14 protein-coding genes are annotated in these 20,092 nt (G+C 50.8%); 5 read left to right on the plus strand and 9 right to left on the minus strand.

The annotated features are described in order from the left end of the window. From FW767_RS08905 to FW767_RS08925, 5 genes are all read right to left on the minus strand, one after another. The coding region (locus FW767_RS08905) for a DUF4906 domain-containing protein (protein ID WP_150980531.1) at positions 1-1,363 on the minus strand (1,363 nt) is incomplete at its 3' end. Positions 1,364-1,425: 62 nt separating this feature from the next. After that, complete coding sequence (locus FW767_RS08910; protein ID WP_121699811.1) at positions 1,426-2,499, minus strand: hypothetical protein; 1,074 nt, start codon at positions 2,497-2,499, stop codon at positions 1,426-1,428. Between the two features lie 12 nt (positions 2,500-2,511). Beyond that, entirely contained in the window at positions 2,512-3,384 is an 873-nt protein-coding gene (locus FW767_RS08915; protein ID WP_121699810.1) for a FimB/Mfa2 family fimbrial subunit, read from the minus strand. 21 nt (positions 3,385-3,405) lie between these two features. After that, positions 3,406-4,674: a hypothetical protein gene (locus FW767_RS08920; protein ID WP_147438802.1), complete on the minus strand. Its 1,269-nt coding sequence runs from the start codon at positions 4,672-4,674 to the stop codon at positions 3,406-3,408. 86 nt (positions 4,675-4,760) lie between these two features. Then, positions 4,761-5,456, minus strand: a complete 696-nt coding sequence (locus FW767_RS08925; protein WP_205523880.1) for a DUF3575 domain-containing protein — start codon at positions 5,454-5,456, stop codon at positions 4,761-4,763. 376 nt (positions 5,457-5,832) lie between these two features. On the opposite strand from FW767_RS08925, the gene FW767_RS08930 reads away from it, so the two are divergent. Then, the gene (locus FW767_RS08930) at positions 5,833-6,810 is read left to right on the plus strand and encodes a DUF5106 domain-containing protein (protein WP_121699807.1); all 978 of its coding nucleotides are present in this window, start codon (positions 5,833-5,835) and stop codon (positions 6,808-6,810) included. A gap of 79 nt (positions 6,811-6,889) precedes the next feature. After that, the gene (locus tag FW767_RS08935) at positions 6,890-9,136 is read left to right on the plus strand and encodes an alpha-L-rhamnosidase-related protein (protein WP_121699806.1); all 2,247 of its coding nucleotides are present in this window, start codon (positions 6,890-6,892) and stop codon (positions 9,134-9,136) included. Positions 9,137-9,309: 173 nt separating this feature from the next. On the opposite strand, the gene FW767_RS08940 is transcribed toward FW767_RS08935, so the two are convergent. Further along, positions 9,310-9,753, minus strand: a complete 444-nt coding sequence (locus FW767_RS08940) for a DUF6291 domain-containing protein (RefSeq protein WP_121699805.1) — start codon at positions 9,751-9,753, stop codon at positions 9,310-9,312. 520 nt (positions 9,754-10,273) lie between these two features. After that, on the minus strand, positions 10,274-11,284 hold the full coding sequence (gene gap / locus FW767_RS08945; RefSeq protein ID WP_121699804.1) for a type I glyceraldehyde-3-phosphate dehydrogenase: 1,011 nt from the start codon (positions 11,282-11,284) through the stop codon (positions 10,274-10,276). A gap of 166 nt (positions 11,285-11,450) precedes the next feature. Between gap and mscL the strand changes: the two genes are divergently transcribed. Together mscL and FW767_RS08955 are read left to right on the plus strand one after the other, a co-directional pair. Continuing rightward, on the plus strand, positions 11,451-11,882 hold the full coding sequence (mscL, locus tag FW767_RS08950; protein ID WP_121699803.1) for a large-conductance mechanosensitive channel protein MscL: 432 nt from the start codon (positions 11,451-11,453) through the stop codon (positions 11,880-11,882). 42 nt (positions 11,883-11,924) lie between these two features. Then, positions 11,925-13,130, plus strand: a complete 1,206-nt coding sequence (locus FW767_RS08955) for a saccharopine dehydrogenase family protein (RefSeq protein ID WP_121699802.1) — start codon at positions 11,925-11,927, stop codon at positions 13,128-13,130. A 96-nt stretch (positions 13,131-13,226) separates the two neighbouring features. On the opposite strand, the gene FW767_RS08960 is transcribed toward FW767_RS08955, so the two are convergent. Both FW767_RS08960 and FW767_RS08965 read right to left on the minus strand, forming a co-directional pair. Continuing rightward, positions 13,227-14,624 carry a sialate O-acetylesterase gene (locus tag FW767_RS08960; RefSeq protein ID WP_121699801.1) on the minus strand — a complete coding sequence of 466 codons (1,398 nt, stop codon included), beginning with the start codon at positions 14,622-14,624 and terminating at the stop codon, positions 13,227-13,229. 7 nt (positions 14,625-14,631) lie between these two features. Next, entirely contained in the window at positions 14,632-18,357 is a 3,726-nt protein-coding gene (locus FW767_RS08965; RefSeq protein ID WP_121699800.1) for a glycoside hydrolase family 2 protein, read from the minus strand. 313 nt (positions 18,358-18,670) lie between these two features. On the opposite strand from FW767_RS08965, the gene FW767_RS08970 reads away from it, so the two are divergent. Then, complete coding sequence (locus tag FW767_RS08970) at positions 18,671-20,092, plus strand: efflux transporter outer membrane subunit (RefSeq protein ID WP_121699799.1); 1,422 nt, start codon at positions 18,671-18,673, stop codon at positions 20,090-20,092.

Here is a 20,092-nt window from a genome sequence, read left to right on the forward strand (position 1 = left end):
TGTCATCGTTGACCCATATGTGCCATGACCATACAATTTCATTGGCCTCGTTGTAACCCGCTATCACGGCATTGCCGGCAGTAGTGAGCGACTTCACGTGCACACGGTTGTACTCGTCGAGCCACACGCGGCGGTCGTCAGGGTTGGTGTTGTCGCCTATGACGTTCTGCTCCTGCCACAGGACTTTGACTTGAGCTATTTTTTTTGCGGGGTCTTTCTTGTTCACATAGTCGGAGTATTTCCATCCGCCGCCGGTTTCGGTGCGGGTATACGGGTCAAACATGATTTCCTCTTTGAAGCCGAGCACGAAGCAGTTGGCGGGGGCTGCGAGCACACGGTCGTCGCGGTTTTCCGATTTTATATTTAGCGTTATGTTGTAGTTGTGGTTGCGGCGTAAGTTGAAGTCGTTATAGTCGTTCTCGCCGAGATATATGGTGTACAGATAGTTGGACCCGTTGGTTTTGGACGATACGAAGAGCTGTACATAGAGCGCTTTGTCGGGAGCGTCGTTGTTTTTCAGTTTCGGATCGGTGTTTGAGGTCTTTCCTCGTCGGTTGGCCGGCATGTAGAAGGTGTATACGCTGCCTGATACAAGCTGCTTGTCAAGAGTTACGGAGCGCGTGGCAAAATCATCGCCGATAGGATAATTCTCCTCCTTTGGCGTCTCTTCCATGCGCATGTCCTCGGGCATGTTGTTGATTATGACGCGGTTCACGACCAGTCCTTTTGCAGCTTCTGCCGTCACGTACTTGAAGCTTATCTTTGCCATCATTCGCGTCAGGTGTATGTCTATCGGGTCGAGGTCAGTCTCTTTGCGTATGGTGTCTTTTACGGAGCCTTCCATGAGCAGATACTCGTCTTCTCCCATCTCTACATTATCCTCTGTGAAGGGGTACTTGTAGTCTATGAATTTTTCCTGAGTGGATAGGTCCTTGTCCTTGGCCCATTCCGGGTCGCATGTGTTGGCGAGGACAAATACGCGGCTGTCGTTTCCTTCTGCCAGACGTATGTTCAGTTTTCTGATCTCTGTCGATGTCACTTCATAATATCGAGGGGCAATGAGCTGCTTTCCGTTGTCGTCGTACTGGAACACCCATATGTCGTGCAGCGCTTCCTCGGCCGCTTTTTCTGGGTCATCGGCAGTGTCATCGCCTTCGGCGCGCGACGGAATGTCGTTGACGAGGGGCTTGCCTATGAGGGTGGGCTTGTCGGTGTGTAGCCGCAGAGGTACCTCAAAAGTTGCGGCGTTGTCACCCGGCATAATGTCGGGCTGATCTGCAATATCAATAAGATTGTCATCGGTGCATGCTGACAGTGCCAGCACTCCTGCGGCAAGTATAAAAATACGATTGAGCATTTTCATTATGTAGTGATACAGGCAGTATAAAAAATATTCCGGGACCCGGAGGCCCCGGAATGTTGTTGTTATCCGATTGTAAAATCAAGGCTTGACGGTTCCCAAGGTTCGACTATGATGTGGCCGACCTTGTCAGGGTATACCGTGATGAATATCTGGTACAGGTGTCCGGCTTCGAGACCCTTGTAGTTGTCGGGTTTCATAAGCTCGGGCATGTCAAGCGGATACCAGTCGTAGTCAGCACTGCCTTTGAACCGGAGTCCCACTTCAAGACGTGCGTTGGTGTCGGTGTGGTATGTGTACAGGGTGGCCAGCGGAGTGTCCTCCTTCACGTTTTCCGCGACCCAGTCGCCGAATAGCTCGTCGTCTTCGGTCACAAGAGTCATTTTATCGGAAATATTGGTGAATGGGGCTAAGACCACGGTCTCCTCGGGAGGACGGGTAAAATCCCAGTTCAGCGACGGTGAAGCGTGGGTTACTCGTATGGCGGCATCAACCACGCGGGACTTCTCGGCAGGAAGACAGCGTGCATGTAAATCCACACGGGCTATGGGAGCGCTTAGAGGCAGCTCCACAGAATCGGTTTTGTCCTCGTTATCTTCTATGACCACGGTCTTGTTGTGAATAAGCAGCATCTTGCGGGAGTCCTGTACTCCTTTTAGACAGTTGCTGTCGAGCGTGATTGAAGATGCAAGGGCGGCATAGGTATCGTGTACGGGCTTGATGTAGCGCTTCACGGGTTCTCCCTTGTAGGTAACCTGATTGCCGTATTCGTCATATACATACTCATCGCAGTATGTGGCGATTTTGGAGCGGAATTCAACCGTGGGGTTTATTATGGCCACGATGCGCTTTTCGCCCGGTTCTACATGTACCGACAGCTTTTTTTTGGCCGGGTCGATTTTGTCGCCGGTCTCGTAATTGCCATTCTTATCGTAGATGAGCACTATGCCCTCACTGATCTCGAGGTCGGCATGCAGCTTGTTGGCATCATCTTCGCCGCGCGGACTACGCGCCTCGATGGTGACCGCCACAGGACCTGATGCTTTAACGGCAGGCTCGTCTGACGATGAACAACCTGTCGACAGGAGTGCCGATATGCCGCATAGCAAAGCCGTTATGTTATGCAATTTTCTGAACATTTCTTTTCAGTTTTAAATGCCCGGATAGACGGGTCTGGGTTTCCATCCGGGGAATTTGATTGCAACATTCGTGCCTGATATTGAGATCAGAACGTCTATCACAGCCTCTTCGACTCCGGTGATTTTGATACCGTTGGCCGATATGTAATCGGCCAGAGTCACCGAGGCCACACGGGTTCCTGACAGGGCGCTGAACACCTCGAGTATGGCCTCCGTGTTTTCATCGAAGCGTGGAAGCCATGTCGTAGACTCGATCATACCGTTCTGTCCGTTGACAAATTTTGGACTGTATACCTTTGCCGGACCCAGTATGTCGCCGTTGTTGGACACACCAGTGGCAAACTCGCCGATTCTTATAAAGTAGTCGGAGGCGTTCTCGTTGACAGTTGACTGTATGAAAGCATTGAGTGTGACGTGAACCGAGTGTAGCGTAGCCACCCACTCATGGCGTCCGTCAGTGCTTTCGAGGTCGAAGTCAAGAGTACCGAGGTACAGTCGGTCGAAAGTCACCGGCATCTCGGAGTTGACGACTACTTTACCGGTGGTAAGCTTGTTGTGGGCTTCAAGCACACAGTCGGTGCCGAAGTTTCCCCATGCTACAAGCCTGTAGGCTCCGGTGTTCCATAGACGTATCTTTAGTCCCTGAAATTCGTCGAGGCGCCCCTTGTCGAGTGTTGCCTGCGTCACAATCTTGCCTTCGCCGTCATAGATGCAGTAGGTGACGGAAGTGATATAGTCGGGGAAGACATCATCTTGACCGTCAGCAAGATATTCAAACCGTATCACGGTGTTGTTGCACGCTCCTACATCGACTTCCGTTATACACGCCTGACACAGCAGCGACAAAAATATCGGGATAAGGATTTTATATAATACTTTTGACATGAGGCAAAGTTGTCAGAAAGATTAAATCTGGGGATATACTTTTTTGATTGTCCAAGGCTTGATAGAGACGGTGAGAGTTACGTCAATGTCAGTGGGCATGATCTTGTCGGAAAGGTTCTGAGTGGTGATCTCGAAGTTCTGTACCTGATATACGTTACCGTTGTAGAACTTGATGGGGTCAGCCTGAGTGTTGTGGTACTCATCTACGAAGCCGTTGATATTGAGGTAGCGTATACCGGCTTTTTCGGCAGGCACCTTGTTGTCAAGGTCATACTGTTTTACGTCGCGCTCCACGCGGTTGCCGTGTGAGTCTACCATGTATACCTTGAGGCCCGATACCTTTACGATAAGGCGCAGTCCGTAGTGTTCTTGGTTTTCACGTTTTTCGTACAGTCCGAAGAAAGGATAAGCCCATACTTTGCCATCTTTTTCCGGATAATATGCAGTCACTTCTTTTGTAGTGGCGCTTTCGCCCTCGCCGACAGTCAGGTTTTCTTTTACGGCCTTGATGTCGGTATTACGCATGTAATCGTAGGCGGCATAGAAACTGTTGAGGGCTGCGTTGGGGTCTTCGGAGTCATAGTCGGGGGCTACCCAGTCGGTGCGCTCGCAAGTCTGCTCGATGAATGACTGCTTGTAGAAACCGGCGAGATAGATGCCTTCGACAGTGTATTCGATAATGTCGGGACCGGGGATGATCTTGGGTATTTCAAGGCGTGCGCACATGGGCTTCAGCTCAAGTGTGGCGCTCATGGTGCCGCCGTTGGCTGTACCTTTGAGTTCCTGCATGTCGTAAAGGGCCACGTGCGACATGTTGTCGCTGTATTGGTTGCGGATCTGGATTTTCTTGGCGAGCACTTCGTTGAACGAGCGGATAGTACCGTTGTGGAATTCTTCGGGATTAAGTTCGTCCTCGGTGACATTGGCTATGATCGATACGTTGGTCACGTCGCCGGGTATGCCTTCGAAAGTCTTGCCGCTGCGTAGTTCGTCAAGAAGCACCACATGGTCTGTCTTGTCGACAAGAGCGGGGTCTGATACTATCTCGTAATGTTTGCGTATAGCCGATTTGGGAGTACCGAAAATGATGAACCCGTTGCGGAGTTCGGTCACATCCTTGTCGGTCTTGGGGTCTTCGGTCATGCGTGAGCCGGGGCTTGCAACGTTTTCGAGTCGTACGAATACACGTCCTGATTGGTTGTTGTCATCAAAGTCATTGTTGTCAGATGAACATGCGCCTAATCCGAAGAGCATCGAACCGAGCGCCAGCATTGAAATGAAATTTCTCATAACTGTTGATTGCTACTGTTGATTGGTAAGTTTAGATATTTGATTTTTTTGTTTTGCGTGTTCAGGTACTACGTAATATGCCTGATTTAAAAACGCCAAGAGACATTCAGGGCGAAGCCGGTGAGTGCGAAGACATTCTTGTCTATGCGCTGGCACAAGCAGCGTGTGCCGGCATCGTTGTACACGTACTTTTTGATTTCCGTGGACCGGTAGCCTGCACGTACGTTGAACTCTAAGGCAAGTCCTCTCCATACGGGGTAGAGATATCCCGCCGACAGACCCGCACCCCAGAAGTGGCCGGTGTATTTGCGGTCGGGGTCGACGTCGTTGTAGTCGCCAAGCTGGCCGTAGATGCCGCCGAAGAAGCCTCGGAAAGTAGCATCTTTGCGCAGCCAGTAACGGGGCTCGACAACATATGACGTGAAGCCTTGGAATTTCTCTCCGTGAGAGTAGTGGTGCTCGCTGTAAGCGGCCGTAAGTCTTACGGAAAATTGTTTTTTGAAATAAAATTCACCATGTACGTTGGCTCCCCATGTCGTATACTTGAGGTCGGGCATCACGCCTATCCATTCAAGTATGTTGGTACCGACATTCCATTTCGGATGCTCTACAATACGGGTGGCTGTCGTGTCGACAGTAGCGATGGCATGCGTTGAGCCGTCAGGTAAGTCACCTTTGGCCGGTGTTTCATGTACCGGTCTGTTTTCGTTGTTAGGTTGCTCACAAGCCTCTGTATTTAACGGAGCGAGAACTATGTAAGCAAGACATGAGGCAATTGCCATTCTTTTTAGGAATGCACGCTTGGTTTGCATAATGTAATGTTACTTTTAATCTCATGATACAAGGCTACGCGCTTTCGTGGTAGTCGTTTGCACAATTTTCGGAGCGCAAAATTATAGTTTTTAATATATGTACGAATTTATTTTGTTAAATTTTTACAATTACCCCCCCTATTTAACTTATTTTAACTAAAGATTTGATTACGATAATACTTAACCAAATGCCGTCATGTAATGATTTAGCAGCTTTATAACGGCTGTACGACAGTGTTTGCAGGCCTCTGGACCTATTGGCGTGGATTGTTTAAATGTGTATGTAATCATTAAAATTAAAGTATATATGTTAAATTGATTCGATATTATTTATCTTTGCGGTATTATGAAAAACTATTCTCTTAAATATGTGGCGGCAACGATTTTCAGTGGGCTTGCTGTTGTATCATGTACCGGTAAAAAGGACGCTTCCGTAGCGAATGCTACTGTTGCGGAAGTAGATATATCGTCGGACGATTGTGTGTCAATATCTGATTATAGTCTGCAGCTACCCGATGTACCGGCGGCGATAACCGATGAGGAAGCTGCGGCTGCGTATATGGCCGTGCATTATTGGGATTACATGGACTTTAATGACACTGTTCTTGTGGCGAATGACGGTTTTATGGACCGTACATTTGCCGGATATTTTTCGATTTTCCCTTATATATCGCCGGCCGATGCCGCCCAAGCTGCCGATACGCTTATGAAGCGGGCCGAAGTCAACCGCTCTTCTTATAATAGTGTCATGGCTGTCGTGGAGCGTTTTCTTACAAGCCCTAATTCCGCTATGCGCGACGAGGAGACCTATTATCTATTTCTTCAGGCTGTCGACAAGTCTGATTTTATTGACGATGCAAGGCGCGAAAGAGTAAGGGCGCATATAAAGGATGTGCTTAAGAACAGGTGTGGCACTAAGGGTGCGGATTTTGCGGTGACCGACAGCCGCGGACGTCGTACGTCGCTTTACGGAGAGGCGGCTCCGGGACAGTATCGCGTGGTCATATTTTATGATCCCGAGTGTAGCCACTGCCACGATATAATAGAGACCCTTAAGGCTTCGGAAGAGCTTTCGGCGGCCGTGGCTTCGGGCCGGGTTAAGGTTATGGCGGTGTATGCCGACGGTGACAGCGAGGTGTGGGACAAGGCGCGTGGGTCGATGCCTGACACATGGCTTAACTGTGTGTCGCCCGGAGGTGAGGTTGCAAACCGCGACATATACTCTTTGCCGGCCATGCCGGTCATATATGTGATGGATTCAGACAATACGGTGGTGCTTAAGGATGCCTCGTTGCCGCAGCTGGTTGAATGGCTGTCATATTGAAGTATAAGTCGTTAAACTCTCTAAAATATGATACATATACATAATGTATAGTTAACTTTATTCGTTACTTTTGTAAGTTATGAAACAGATTATACCTTATGCTCTGGCTATGTGCGCGGCCGTGCCCGCACAAGCCGGCGAAATAGTGAGGACCGACGCCTATGTGTGGCACGGCGATACGGTTACCCAAGGCGAGTATATGGCCACCGCACCCAATGACTTCGAGCTTGTGTCGACGTACTCGGCGCAGCCCGGATACTTCATGCCCGTAGAGAAGTCTTGGAAGTTGAAAAACGACATATCGTCCTATCCCGGACTTAAATCGTCGAACCGCCTGCACAATGCCGTCTACAACATGGGCCTTGACGAGATGATCAATGCCGTGGAGCCTGACACAACCCTGCGTACCGGCAAGGAATGGTCGGGGGTATGGACCCGCGATGTCAGCTATTCGATACTTCTGTCGATGGCTTATCTTCAGCCCGAGGCATCCGAGATATCGCTGACGAAGAAGGTCAACCCCAACGGGCGCATAGTTCAGGATACAGGTTCGGGCGGAGCATGGCCTGTAAGCACTGACCGCATGATATGGGCCGTAGCCGCATATGAGCTTTACAAAGTGACGGGCGACCGCAAATGGCTTGAGTACATATATCCTGTCATAAAGAATTCTATTGACGATGACTTGGCCACCGTGTATGATGACCGGACCGGTCTGGTCAAAGGCGAGACTTCGTTTATAGACTGGCGCGAGCAGAGCTATCCCAAGTGGATGCAGACCGTAGACATATCACAGAGCGAGGCCCTCGGCACCTCTGTCGTGCATATGCAGGCCCTTAAGGTGCTTGCCGACATAGCCGGCGAGCTCGGCAAGAAGAAAGAGGCTGAATTTTATCGTGAGCGTTCGCTTGCTCTTGCCGAGGCTATCGACAGGGAGCTGTGGCTTGACGACAAGGGGTATTACGGCATGTATCTTTACGGACGCGACAATCTGATAATGAATCCCCGGGCCGAAACCCTCGGCGAGTCTTTGGCCATATTATGGGATGTGGCCTCGCCCGAGCGGGCTGCCAAGATTACCGAGAGCAATCCTACCACTCCGTTTGGTGCCGCCATATTCTATCCGCAGATTTCCGATATGCCCGCCTATCATAACAATGCCCTGTGGCCGTGGGTGGGGGCATGGTGGACCATAGCCAACGCCAAAGCCGGCAACGAGCAGGGTGTGCTTCAGGGCATAGGGTCGGTGTTCCGTCCGGCGGCTCTGTTCTGTACCAACAAGGAAAACTTCAATCTCGACAACGGCGACATAGCCACCGAGCTTAATTCGTCCAACATGCTGTGGTGTCTTGCCGGAAATATAGCATTAACCCACCGTGTGCTGTTCGGCATCGAATTTGAAAAAGACAGGCTTGTATTTCACCCGTTTGTGCCTGAAGCCATGGCCGATGTGCGTACTCTGACTGGTTTCAGATATCGTGATGCCGTTCTTGACATAACCGTTTCGGGATACGGTGATAGAATCAAGTCGTTTACTGTCAACGGCAAAGAGCATGCGCCGTTTATCCCCGCCGATGCCAAAGGACGATATGACGTGCAGATCGTCATGGCCGATAATGCCATAGAACCGTTGAAGGTCAACAATGTGCCCAATGTCAAGGCTCCGGTGACTCCGATCACATGGATTGAGGACGGTGTGCTCAACTGGAATCCCATAGAGTATATCAACCACTATGTGGTGCTTCGCGACGGAGAGCGTATAGCCGAAGTCAATACCACCACATATGATGTATCGCAGCCGGGTGAATATCAGGTTATCGGTGTGTCCGATGGCGGTGTGGAGTCATTTGGTTCCGAGCCGCGTTCGACCCGGGCCTCATTCTCGTTCGAGATGCCGGATGAGGGAGTGGCCATGACCTCTTCGGAGATTTCATATCAGCCGGCTCATCCTATAAAAGGCTATTCGGGAAAAGGCTTTGTCGAACTCGACCATAACACTCCGGCGCTCAAAATACCTGTCAGGGTAGCTGAAGGGGGTAGTTATGCGCTTACATTACGTTATGCCAACGGCAACGGTCCTGTAAATACGGAGAACAAGTGTGCGGTACGCTCGGTATTGGTTGACGGCAAGAAAGCAGGTGTGGCGGTTATGCCTCACCGTGGACGAGGCAACTGGGATGACTGGGGGCGCACCAACTCCATCGCTGTAGACCTTACTCCCGGCAGTCACGTGGTAACCGTGTTGTTTGAGCCTACCGATGAGAATATGAATCTCGGCACGAATCATGCCGTTGTAGACCGCCTTACTCTCACACGTATCCGTTAGATACAGTTGTTTCCGTATCCTCGCATATGCGAGGCACGTTTCTTCATATAAAGAGCCGCCGTTTTCCTGAAAAGCAGCGGCTCTGCTGCTATATGCTCAGGGAAAACAAACATATGTTGATGCGGTTAATGCTGAAAATCAGCGCATAAAAGGCAAAATACGGTTGCGGTGCCTTATGATGCGGCGAGGTGCTGTTCGAGGTATTCCTTGTATGTGCTGACGGGTATGCGGTCTATGCCGTTGTCGGCAAGCATGGCTGATACACGGTCAATCTCCGACTTGATGCGGCAGTGGACAAGGTTATAGCGCTTGGCTATGAGGCGTATGTACCTGCGGTCCTGCTTGACGAGGTGTCCGGTATCGGCGGTGGCGGGCGCTCGCTGCACTTGGGCCTCGGCCTCGCGGCGCCGGCGCTGATAGGAAGCGGCCTTGGCGCGACGGTCGATAACAGGCTTCAGCAGGTTGAACACACATTGAGCTGTCGGATGAAGCCCGGCCGGCTCTGTGCCGGTCGTCTGATACTCCTTGATGGCTTCGACGAGCGGTTGCCGGAGTTCTGCGGGAAGCATGGCTATGGACTCGCTCCATAGCTTGTCAAATTTCGGTCTGCGTTTCATAATACGATATAGGTTTGACTGTCGTTTCTCGCAAAGATAATATGTCACGATGGCGTTTTTATGTAGAATCGGGCATTAACAAATTCGTGTAATCCCCAACCCTCTGGCAATCTATCGCTTAATGCGCCATTTTATGAATGTTAATGAGAAAATGACATCAATGTTAAAATACACTCGTCCGGCATATGCAAACCATCGGTGCTATATAAGAGATTGCGGATGAGTCAGTGTAAACAACAGGTTAAATTATATCTGGATTAACTACCCGTAGGTATCGACATGTAGTATGTTATGTTTTTAAACCTGAAGGTGCGGCTTTCGGATGCAATCCTCTCCGGCGGCATGGAACAATTATATTTCCATCCGGTGATAACGCAGTCACTGCCGTACGGCCATATTTCAGTGCCTGAATTATGTATGGAGAGGTCGTGTTTCAGCCTGTTGTGTTGGATGGCTTTAGATAAAAAATCAGCGGCCCTCTGTGGAGGACCGCTGACGTTTATGAAAAATATGCGGTTTATTAGCCGTTTACTTTCTTCATGTGGGCGATGAGGTCGAGAACCTTGTTAGAGTAGCCGATTTCGTTGTCGTACCAAGATACAACCTTAACGAAAGTCGGAGTCAGCTGGATACCGGCCTTTGCGTCGAAGATAGAAGTGCGGGCGTCACCGAGGAAGTCGCTTGATACGACTGCATCTTCGGTGTAACCGAGGATACCCTTGAGTTCGCCTTCAGAAGCTTCCTTCATAGCGGCGCAGATTTCGTCGTAAGTAGCGGGCTTGGCGAGGTTAACGGTAAGGTCAACAACTGATACGTCGAGAGTGGGGACACGCATAGACATACCGGTAAGCTTGCCGTTGAGTTCGGGGATAACTTTACCTACAGCTTTGGCAGCACCTGTAGAAGAGGGGATGATGTTGCCTGAAGCGGCACGGCCACCACGCCAGTCCTTCATAGAGGGACCGTCAACTGTCTTCTGAGTGGCGGTAGTAGAGTGAACTGTAGTCATAAGGCCTTCAACAACGCCAAACTTGTCGTTGAGCACCTTGGTGATGGGAGCCAAGCAGTTGGTGGTGCAAGAAGCGTTTGACACGAACTGAGTGCCCTTTTCATATTTGTCGAGGTTAACGCCGCATACAAACATGGGGGTGTCGTCCTTAGAGGGAGCTGACATAACTACATATTTTGCTCCGGCTTCGATGTGAGCCTGTGCTTTTTCCTTGGTAAGGAAAAGACCGGTTGACTCAACAACGTATTCTGCGCCTACAGCACCCCAGTTGATTTCTTTCGGGTCGCGGCATGCGGTAACGCGGATTTCCTTGCCGTTTACGATAAGGATGTTCTTCTCGGTGCAGTAGTCAACAGTGCCGTCAAATTTGCCGTGCATTGTGTCATACTTAAGCATGTAAGCCATGTAGTCAACGGGAAGAAGGTCGTTGATAGCGACAACTTCGATGTCATCTCTCTTGGTGGAAGCACGGAATACGAAACGTCCGATGCGGCCAAAACCATTAATACCTACTTTAGTCATAGTTTTAATTAATTATTGGGTTATGTTAATCATCTACCTTTTGAGGCATACAAAATTACTACTTTTTTTTCAATAAACTCGTAATGCACATAAAATAAAGGAAAAAATTCTTTAATTTTGCGTGAAAATGCATCGTAAAGCGTTTTACAGAAAAAAAGAATAGACTATGGGTAAGTTTTTAGAAGACTTCAAGGCATTTGCCATGAAAGGCAATGTGGTTGACATGGCCGTCGGTGTTATTGTCGGCGGTGCGTTTGGTAAGATTGTTTCGTCGCTTGTCAACGATGTGATCATGCCGGTTATTTCAGTTTGTACCGGTGGCCTGTCGTTCAAGGACATGAAGTATGTCATCACGCCGGCTCAGGCTGCTGTCGAGGGGGTAAGCCCTGAAGTGGCCGAGGTAGCTGTGAATTATGGCATGTTTATTCAGAACATAGTTGATTTTCTTATAATAGCTTTAAGCATATTTGTGGCGCTTCGTGTCATCCTGAAGTTTAAGAAGCGCGAGGAAGAGGCCCCCGCAGCTCCCCCCGAGCCGACCAAAGAGGAAGTGCTTCTGACCGAGATCCGTGACCTGCTCAGGGACAAAAATAATTAAAACCGTTCTTGTCGTTAAAGATTCATTTTAAAAGATATTATAATGTCAAAAGTCATAATTATAGGAGCGGGCGGTGTCGGCACTGTCGTCGCTCATAAGTGTGCGCAGAATCCCGGGGTTTTTACCGAGATAGTGCTTGCTTCGCGTACTAAAAGCAAGTGTGACGCCATTGCTGATGCCATAGGTGCTTCCAACATAACCACCGACTGTGTTGACGCCGACAGCGTAGAGGAACTTGTGGCTCTTTTCCGCCGTCACAAGCCCGACTTGGTCATAAACGTGGCTCTGCCTTATCAGGATCTTACTATAATGGATGCCTGTCTGGAGTGTGGCGTAAACTATCTTGATACGGCCAACTATGAGCCTAAGGATGAGGCTCACTTCGAGTACTCTTGGCAGTGGGCTTATCGTGAGCGTTTTGAGAAAGCCGGCTTGACCGCGATACTCGGTTGTGGTTTCGACCCGGGAGTGTCGGGAGTGTTTACCGCTTACGCGGCCAAGCACTATTTTTCTGAAATGGAGTATCTTGATATTGTGGACTGCAACGCCGGCGACCATGGCAAGGCATTTGCCACCAATTTCAATCCCGAAATCAACATACGTGAGATTACCCAGAACGGACGCTATTATGAAGAGGGCAAGTGGGTGGTAACCAAGCCCCTCGAAATACATGCTCCGCTCAATTATCCTAATATAGGCCCGCGTGACTCTTATCTGCTTTATCATGAGGAACTTGAATCGCTGGTCATAAACTTCCCGACAATCAAGCGCGCACGCTTCTGGATGACTTTCGGACAAGAGTATCTGACACATCTGCGTGTCATTCAGAACATAGGCATGGCGCGTATAGACGAAGTCGAGTACAACGGTACTAAAATCATACCTCTGCAGTTCTTGAAGGCCGTGCTGCCCAACCCGCAGGATCTCGGCGAGAATTATCACGGCGAGACCTCGATAGGCTGCCGCATATCGGGCAAGGACAAGGAGGGCAAGGACCTGACGTATTATATATATAACAACTGCAGTCATGAGGCCGCCTATAAGGAGACCGGCATGCAGGCTGTCAGCTACACGACCGGTGTGCCGGCCATGGCAGGAGCCATGATGTTCCTTACCGGCAAGTGGGTGAAACCCGGCGTACACAATGTCGAGGAGTTTGACCCCGATCCGTTCCTCGAAGTCATAGCCGCACAGGGACTGCCGTGGCACGAAGTATTCAACGGCGACCTCGAAGTCGACAAAATCTAAATAAACATAGATTATAAAATAAATTATCTCCGCTTGGTAACTTAGGCAACGGTACCAAGCGGAGATAATTGTATATACACGCAGGATGATACTGCGTTACCGGTTGTCGGAGCGGAAGGAGGAGACGGGAAGACCCCAGAAGTTGAAGAGTGAGCCGTCGACGTAGTCCTTGAACCCGTAGCGTACGGCTACAGGGTGGGGCACTTCAGGGCTGGAGACTACGACAGTCTGTCTGCCGTTGCCGATGTATGCGTCGGCGGGATGAAACACATAGTCTTTACCCGCTACTTCAAACCCTGTGAGCGGTTTATGGAATGAGGTAAGGCCCTTGCCCACTCCGTCAAATGTTACTATAATTTTGTCGTCCTCGGTTACGGCCGATTTGTATACGGGTCCCGAAGAGGGGAAGCCCTCCAGTCCGTATGTGTCAGACAGTGCCAAATATGCGAAGCGGTTGCCTACAGTCAGCTTCTCCATAGGGTGTATGCTTACTGGGTCGCCTATGTCAAGCAGCACTATCATGCCCGACGAAGGGATGAGCCCGGTGCATTTCAGCTGTGCCTCGCGCAGGTATGCCGAGTTCTCGCCTTTGCCTTCGCCCTTGTTGTAGTTGTACGGTGCTATCTGTGCGTAGTAAAACGGAAATTCGCCCATATCCCAGCGTTTGCGCCAGTCGGTCACCATGGCGGGCAGCAGCTTTATGTAGTGGTCGGGTGCGTCCACGTTGGCCTCGCCCTGATACCATAAGCATCCTTTTATGCCGTAGCCGAGTATCGGAGCCAGCATGCCGTTGTACAGTATGGACTCGTCGTGCACTTCAGGCACTCCTTGGTAAGGCGCCACGCTTTCGGCACTCATCCATGCCTCGACTCTTGACCCTCCGTAGCTGGTGTGTATTATGCCTACGGGCATGTGCAGCACGTCATTGAGTTTGCGGGCAAAGAAGTAGGCGGCGGCTGAAAATTCGGGCACAGTTGCCGGCGATGCTTCTTCCCATTGTCCCTTGCAGTCGGTCTGTGGTTCGGAAATGAGTTTGTGGCCTACTGTAAACATCCTTATGTCGGGATTTTCGGAAGTCACAGTGGCTTCCAGCGCTCCTATGACCGGGTCGCCGTATTGGCCGTCGACACGCATGTCCATGTTGGATTGACCTGAACACAGCCATACTTCGCCGAGCATAACGTTATCTATTGTCACGGGGCTGCCGTCGCTGACGCTGACGGTATAGGGTCCTCCATAGTTTCCGGTTTTCACTTTGAGCCGCCAGTAGCCTTGTGCGTCGGGCATGACGGTGTAGGTGCTGTCGTTCCACGATGTCTTTACTTCAACAGCCTTGCCTTTTCTGTCGGTAGTGCCCCACAGAGCCACGCTGCTCTGCTGCTGTAGCACCATGCCGTCGGAAAATATGGCGGGCAATGTCACTTTGGCCGATGCCTGCGACGGCATAAGAGCGAGCAGCCCCGCGGCAGCGGCTATTTTTACGATGTTGTTCATGATAGGGTTATTTTGTCGTTATAAGTTCATTTATGAGGTTTACGAGAAGGCGTCCGGCTATGGGGTCGGTCGTGGCTTTTTCCGTACACATGGTCGATACGATGGCGTCGCCTTTGCCGTCACGAATGCCGAGCAGAGTAAGTCCGCGCATAGATTCTATGCGTTCGATCCTGTCTTCCGGTTTGCCGCCGTCTATGTAGGCGTGGATTTTCATCTGGCTTGCCAGTTCGGTGACATTCTGATGGCGTACCGCTTTTAGCGCGGCGTTGCAAACCAGCGGTATCTCGCGGCGGTTGTTGTTGAAGTATCGAAGTTCGAGTACGTCTATGTCATCGAATACACCGGCGTCAGGACGTTCCATGACGCTAATGTCGCCTTCGGTGGGTATGATCCATCCGGTTATGTATTCAGGATATATTTTGCGTGCGGTTTCTTTGCTGTCAAGTATCAGCAGTTTGCCCCCGGCCGACTGGTAAGCGCGTAGCGCTGCGGCCTCGGCATCGCTGCATTCGGCACCCCCCGATATTATGCACAATGATTTTTTGTGCTTCGACTTCAGAAGGTCGCTTGCCGAAGTTATCGGAGTCGTTTTTATGCCGAGATGGTTGAGCACATCGGTCATGCCGTTTCGGTCAAGTATGAGAATGGGGGTACTCTTGTCGGTCAGCACTTTGCCGGAGTTCCAGTCTTTTCGGGCGAGCAGAAGGTCATATTCGTTTTCAGAGAGTACGGAGTCTTTGCCTGTAAGTCTTAATTTGAGTTTGGATTTTACCTTGTCGGCCGGCAGGGTCTGCGGTAGTGCTATGTCGGGTTCTATGTATCGACGGCCGTAATAGGGTACTTCGGGAAATAGCTCCGTGCCGCTTGCAAGAGTACGGTCGTTATCGTCTGTTATGCGCCACTCGAGGGTGGTCGCGGGAAGGTCGCGTCCCTGTTCGTCGTCATTGACCGTATAGATGCGTACCGGAAGTCTTTCACCGGCGTACAGATTGCGGCCCCAGAGCTCTGCGCTGACAAGCACCGGCTGCAATGCGCGTTTAAGCGCGTGATATGTAGGCCACGGGGTTATGGCTTTGTGGTCGTAGCACTGACGGAACCATGTCATGTATGCGAAGTGCATGATGCCCGATACCTGATCGCCGGTACGGCGCAGCGCTTCGGCCAGTTCGCCGGTGATAAATGACTGTACTTTAAGGAAGGAGGCGGGGTCGGCCCAGTCATATGCTTCGTAACCGATAAGCGTATAGGGATTCTGATGAATAAGCTGGTATGAGCGGGTGGGGTGGCCTGTTTCGCCGTTTGGATAACCTGTGCTCATCTCCTGACTTATAAGCGGGCGTCCCGGAGTTTTGAATTGCTTCTGAAACTCTCCGTTGAAGAAGCGGAAGAGCGAGAAGTCGTACCAGTTGTAATAAGCGTGGTTGTCATCTATGTCGCCGTCATCGACCGTGGCCATGAAGTCGGATCCGAAGCGGTTGAGTCCGTTGCGGCGTATGTAGTTGGAGTCGAAACTGACGGGGCGCGTGGGGTCGAGTGCGCGCATTCGTTTTACCACATCCGAGATTATGCGGAATTTCTGCATGGCTCGCTCCTTGTCGGCATCAAGGTCGTAGAACTTCATTTCGTTGTTGACGGTCCATAGCACCAGTGACGGGTGATTTTTGTACTTGTTCATTACTTTAAGCCATTCGTCGGCCCATAATTCGAGAACACCTTTGTCCGGTATCGGTGTGGAGTGGATCATGAGCCATGACCATGTGCCCTCGAAGCTGACGGCTATGCCGTTGCGGTCGGCGGCGGCCATCCACATTTCGTTCCACGGAGTTGTGTGAGTTCGGGTAGAGTTGACGTTGCCTTCGCGCATGAGTTGCATGAATGTGTCGGCCAGTTTCTCGTCGTTGGGGCATATGGCAAACGGTATGTGGTTGCCTCCGCGCAACCAGTAGCGCCGTCCGTTGAGATACAGGAAGCCGTCATTGCGTGCCTCGAAGGTGCGGAAGCCCGATGTTATGGTCGTGCGGTCTATCTCCTTGCTTCCTCCATCAGATACAAGACTGAACGTGAAGTCATAAAGATTTGGAGTGGCGGGTTCCCACAGTTTCGGATTCAGACCGTCGACGCGGTATGTGTATGTGGCGCTCTGTCCTGCGCCGAGTGAAAGCCCGGAGTGTAGTGTCGCGCTGTACAGGGTGTCACGGCTCTGCCGGTCTACAATATCTGCCCTGACAGCAAATTTACGCTTTCCTTTCAGGCTGCTGTTTTTGACGGTTATGTCAAATTCCGCTCCGTCAAGAGCCGGTTTTATAAATACATCTTCTACTTTAAGCGGGTCGCTTATAGTTAGCTTGACCGGTTGCCATATGCCCGCCGGATTATCGCCATAGAAGCCGTGGGGTATGTCGGTGAGTACAGTTTTGTTGGCCTGAGCGTCGTCTTTGTTGTCCTCCACATCCTTGCGCACCGAAGAGTAGTAATTTTCCATCGCATCGCTTGTCTGTGCGGCGGTGTCGTTTATGTCGCGGGTCACCTTTACGGCGATGAGGTTGCGGCCCGGGTGCAGATATGGAGTGGCATCCAGTACAATTTCGCCGAACATGCCCACATGTGTGGCTGCCTGCCGGCCGTTTATATATATTTCAGCGGTTTTTGACACCGCATCGAAGGTCAGTGTCATCTGCCGGCCTTTCACGTCAGCCGGAAGTTCGAGCCATTGGCGGTACCAAGCGGCTCCGGTTTTGCGATAATCGAATGTGTAGTTCTCGCAGCGGTCGGTCTCGCGTTGGTAGTATGTGTCGCTGACTCCCTTGTGCTGCTGTCCGCGCGGCGAGGGCATTGTCTCGCCGTGGAGCCATATCCGTATCGGATTCCAAAAGTCAGGCACAGTCATCACGTGCCAGTTGCTGTCGTCGGCAGCGGGCGAGGCTGCCGATAGCTCGTCGTCACACTCGTAAACTGGCATGAACAGCCAGTTGCCGTCGAGTGATATATCGGTGCGGCTGCCGTTGAGTCTGCCGGCTTTTATGGGGTGGTAAGCGGCCCGCTGCTCCCGGCGCATATTCTCTTTCTGCACGGGGGTGAGCCGTTGGCAGTATTCTGTGTCGGCTATACCGTCCAAGGCATTGTCATTCAATGGCGTTATGACGAGGTCGTCAAACTCGGTCTCTATCCATGCGCCGCCGAGCGATACTTCTCCCGAAGGAGTGAGGGCTTCGCCGTTAGAATCTGTAACGTCGATGTAGGGCAGCGGTTCGTCGCCTACGAATACACGTATGCGGTTGCCGCATGCCTCTACTCGCAGAGTGTACCATTCCCCCGGTACGGGATGAAAATTCAACGGGCGCACACCCATGAACTCATCGGTGCCCATATAGCCGGTACGCATCAGATACACGTCATCCTGAAGGCCTCCTTTTATGCCGACCATGTAGCGGTCAAAGCGGTTGCTGTTACGGAACCCTCCCCATATCTGCACTTGCTCTGCTTCTTGTGGAGCACGTGCCTTGAACGAGAATGAATAATTTTTCATATCGGGTGAGCCAAACAACGCATAAGCTCCCTGAGAGCGTAACACTCCGTCGGTAACGCTGCACGAGCCGCGTCCTACGGTTGTAAGCGGTAGTGCGGAGTCTGAAAAGTCATAGCTGCGGCAGTTGTCGCCATTATTTCCCGAATAGACTGACTGTGCCGGTATGAGGGCGGCACATGCCAAAAGATACTTGATTGCCTGTGTCATGATGATTTTAGGTTACATCGTTTTATAACTACAAAAGTAGCGCTGTGCGGTTAAATTAATTATAACATGCCGCTTAATATCTGATTAATTTTTGAATTACATTATAAGATGGAGCTTAGGGTGTGTCATAATGATCTGTCCACTGCATCGGGCGCTAATTTCTTAGACTCCTTCGCTGATGATTGCGCCGTATTTATTTGCGTTGAATGTCTGCTTTCGCCATGCCGGGTTAAAAATGATTAAAATGTGATTATATAGCTAAACGCGGAGAGTCATTCAACGGTTATGAATAGATATAAACGTATTATTTGAGATGAGATCTAGTTTAGCCGTTTTTATGACACTGACGCTTTTTATAGCGTGTCCGTTTAGGATGCCGGCTGCGACTTTGCCCGGTGATCTGCTCAACGACTCGTTGCCTTCGCAATGGGTCTATGACGAGCATTTTGATCAGTCGCTACCTACCGATGACCGTTGGTGGAACTACTTTGACGATCCGGTGCTTGACTCTCTGATAGTCATGGGTGTGGAAAACAATTACAACGTGCTGATGGCAGCCCGCCGGATTGAAATGGCGCGTCAGTCGCTCAATAGTGCGAGGTCAGGTTATTTCCCTACGTTGAACTTGAGCGGCGGATGGAATAAAAACCGCACTTCGGGCATGATGGCCGATGACCATGGACATGCCTCGACGATAGACTACTTCTCTCTCGGTGTGAATATGAATTGGGAGATAGACGTATTCGGCAAGATCACCGCGCGGGCAAAACAGCAGAAAGCGTCGTTCAAGGCCACGCGAGCCGAGTATGCGGCTGTGATGACCTCTCTGTGCGGCAACATAGCCAAAGCCTATATAAACCTGCGTGTATATCAGGCCGAACTGGCGGTGGCCGGCGAGCACATAGCGTCGCAGGAGAAAATAGTGAAGATCACCGAGGCGCGTCATGAGGCGGGTCTTGCTTCGATGCTTGACGTGTCGCAGGCCAAAGTCGTATATTATTCCACGCAGGCTTCTGTTCCGGGACTCCGGTCGGCCATACACCGCACAATCAACGGCTTGGCTACGCTGGTAGGCGTATATCCCGAAGAACTGTATCCTAAACTCGATGTAGCGGCTCCGCTGCCTGACTATAATCAGATAGTGCCGGTGGGCATACCTGCAGAGCTGTTGCGCCGGCGTCCTGATATCGTGCAGGCCGAGTATGAACTTGCCGGCTATGCCGCCGCGCTCGGAATAGCGAAAAAAGAGTTTCTTCCCACCTTGTCGATCAGCGGTTCTATAGGTACATCGGCCCATCGTCCCGGAAGTCTGTTCAAGTCGGAGTCACTGACCTACAGCATAGCTCCCACGCTTTCATGGACTATATTTGACGGTATGGCCCGAAAATACAATGCAGCCATAGCCCGGCAGCAGATGGAGATAGGCATAGACAACTACAATCTTGCGGTGATGACGGCTGTACAGGAGGTGGACGATGCGATATCGGCCTATGTAAGCACTCTGAAAAACATTGATGTGCTTGAAGAGGTGATAACGCACAGCGACAAATCGCTGGAACTGTCGCTTGACCTGTATAAACGAGGACTGAACCCGTTCAATGATGTGGTCACGGCACAATTGAATGTGCTTGAGAATCAGAATTCGATTATAGTATCCAAAGGCAATGCTTTGGCTGCGCTGGTGAACCTGTATGAAGCCCTTGGCGGAGGGTGGGACATAAGTCAACTTGAATAA

Source organism: Heminiphilus faecis, assembly GCF_008728965.1.
Lineage (GTDB): Bacteria > Bacteroidota > Bacteroidia > Bacteroidales > Muribaculaceae > Muribaculum > Muribaculum faecis.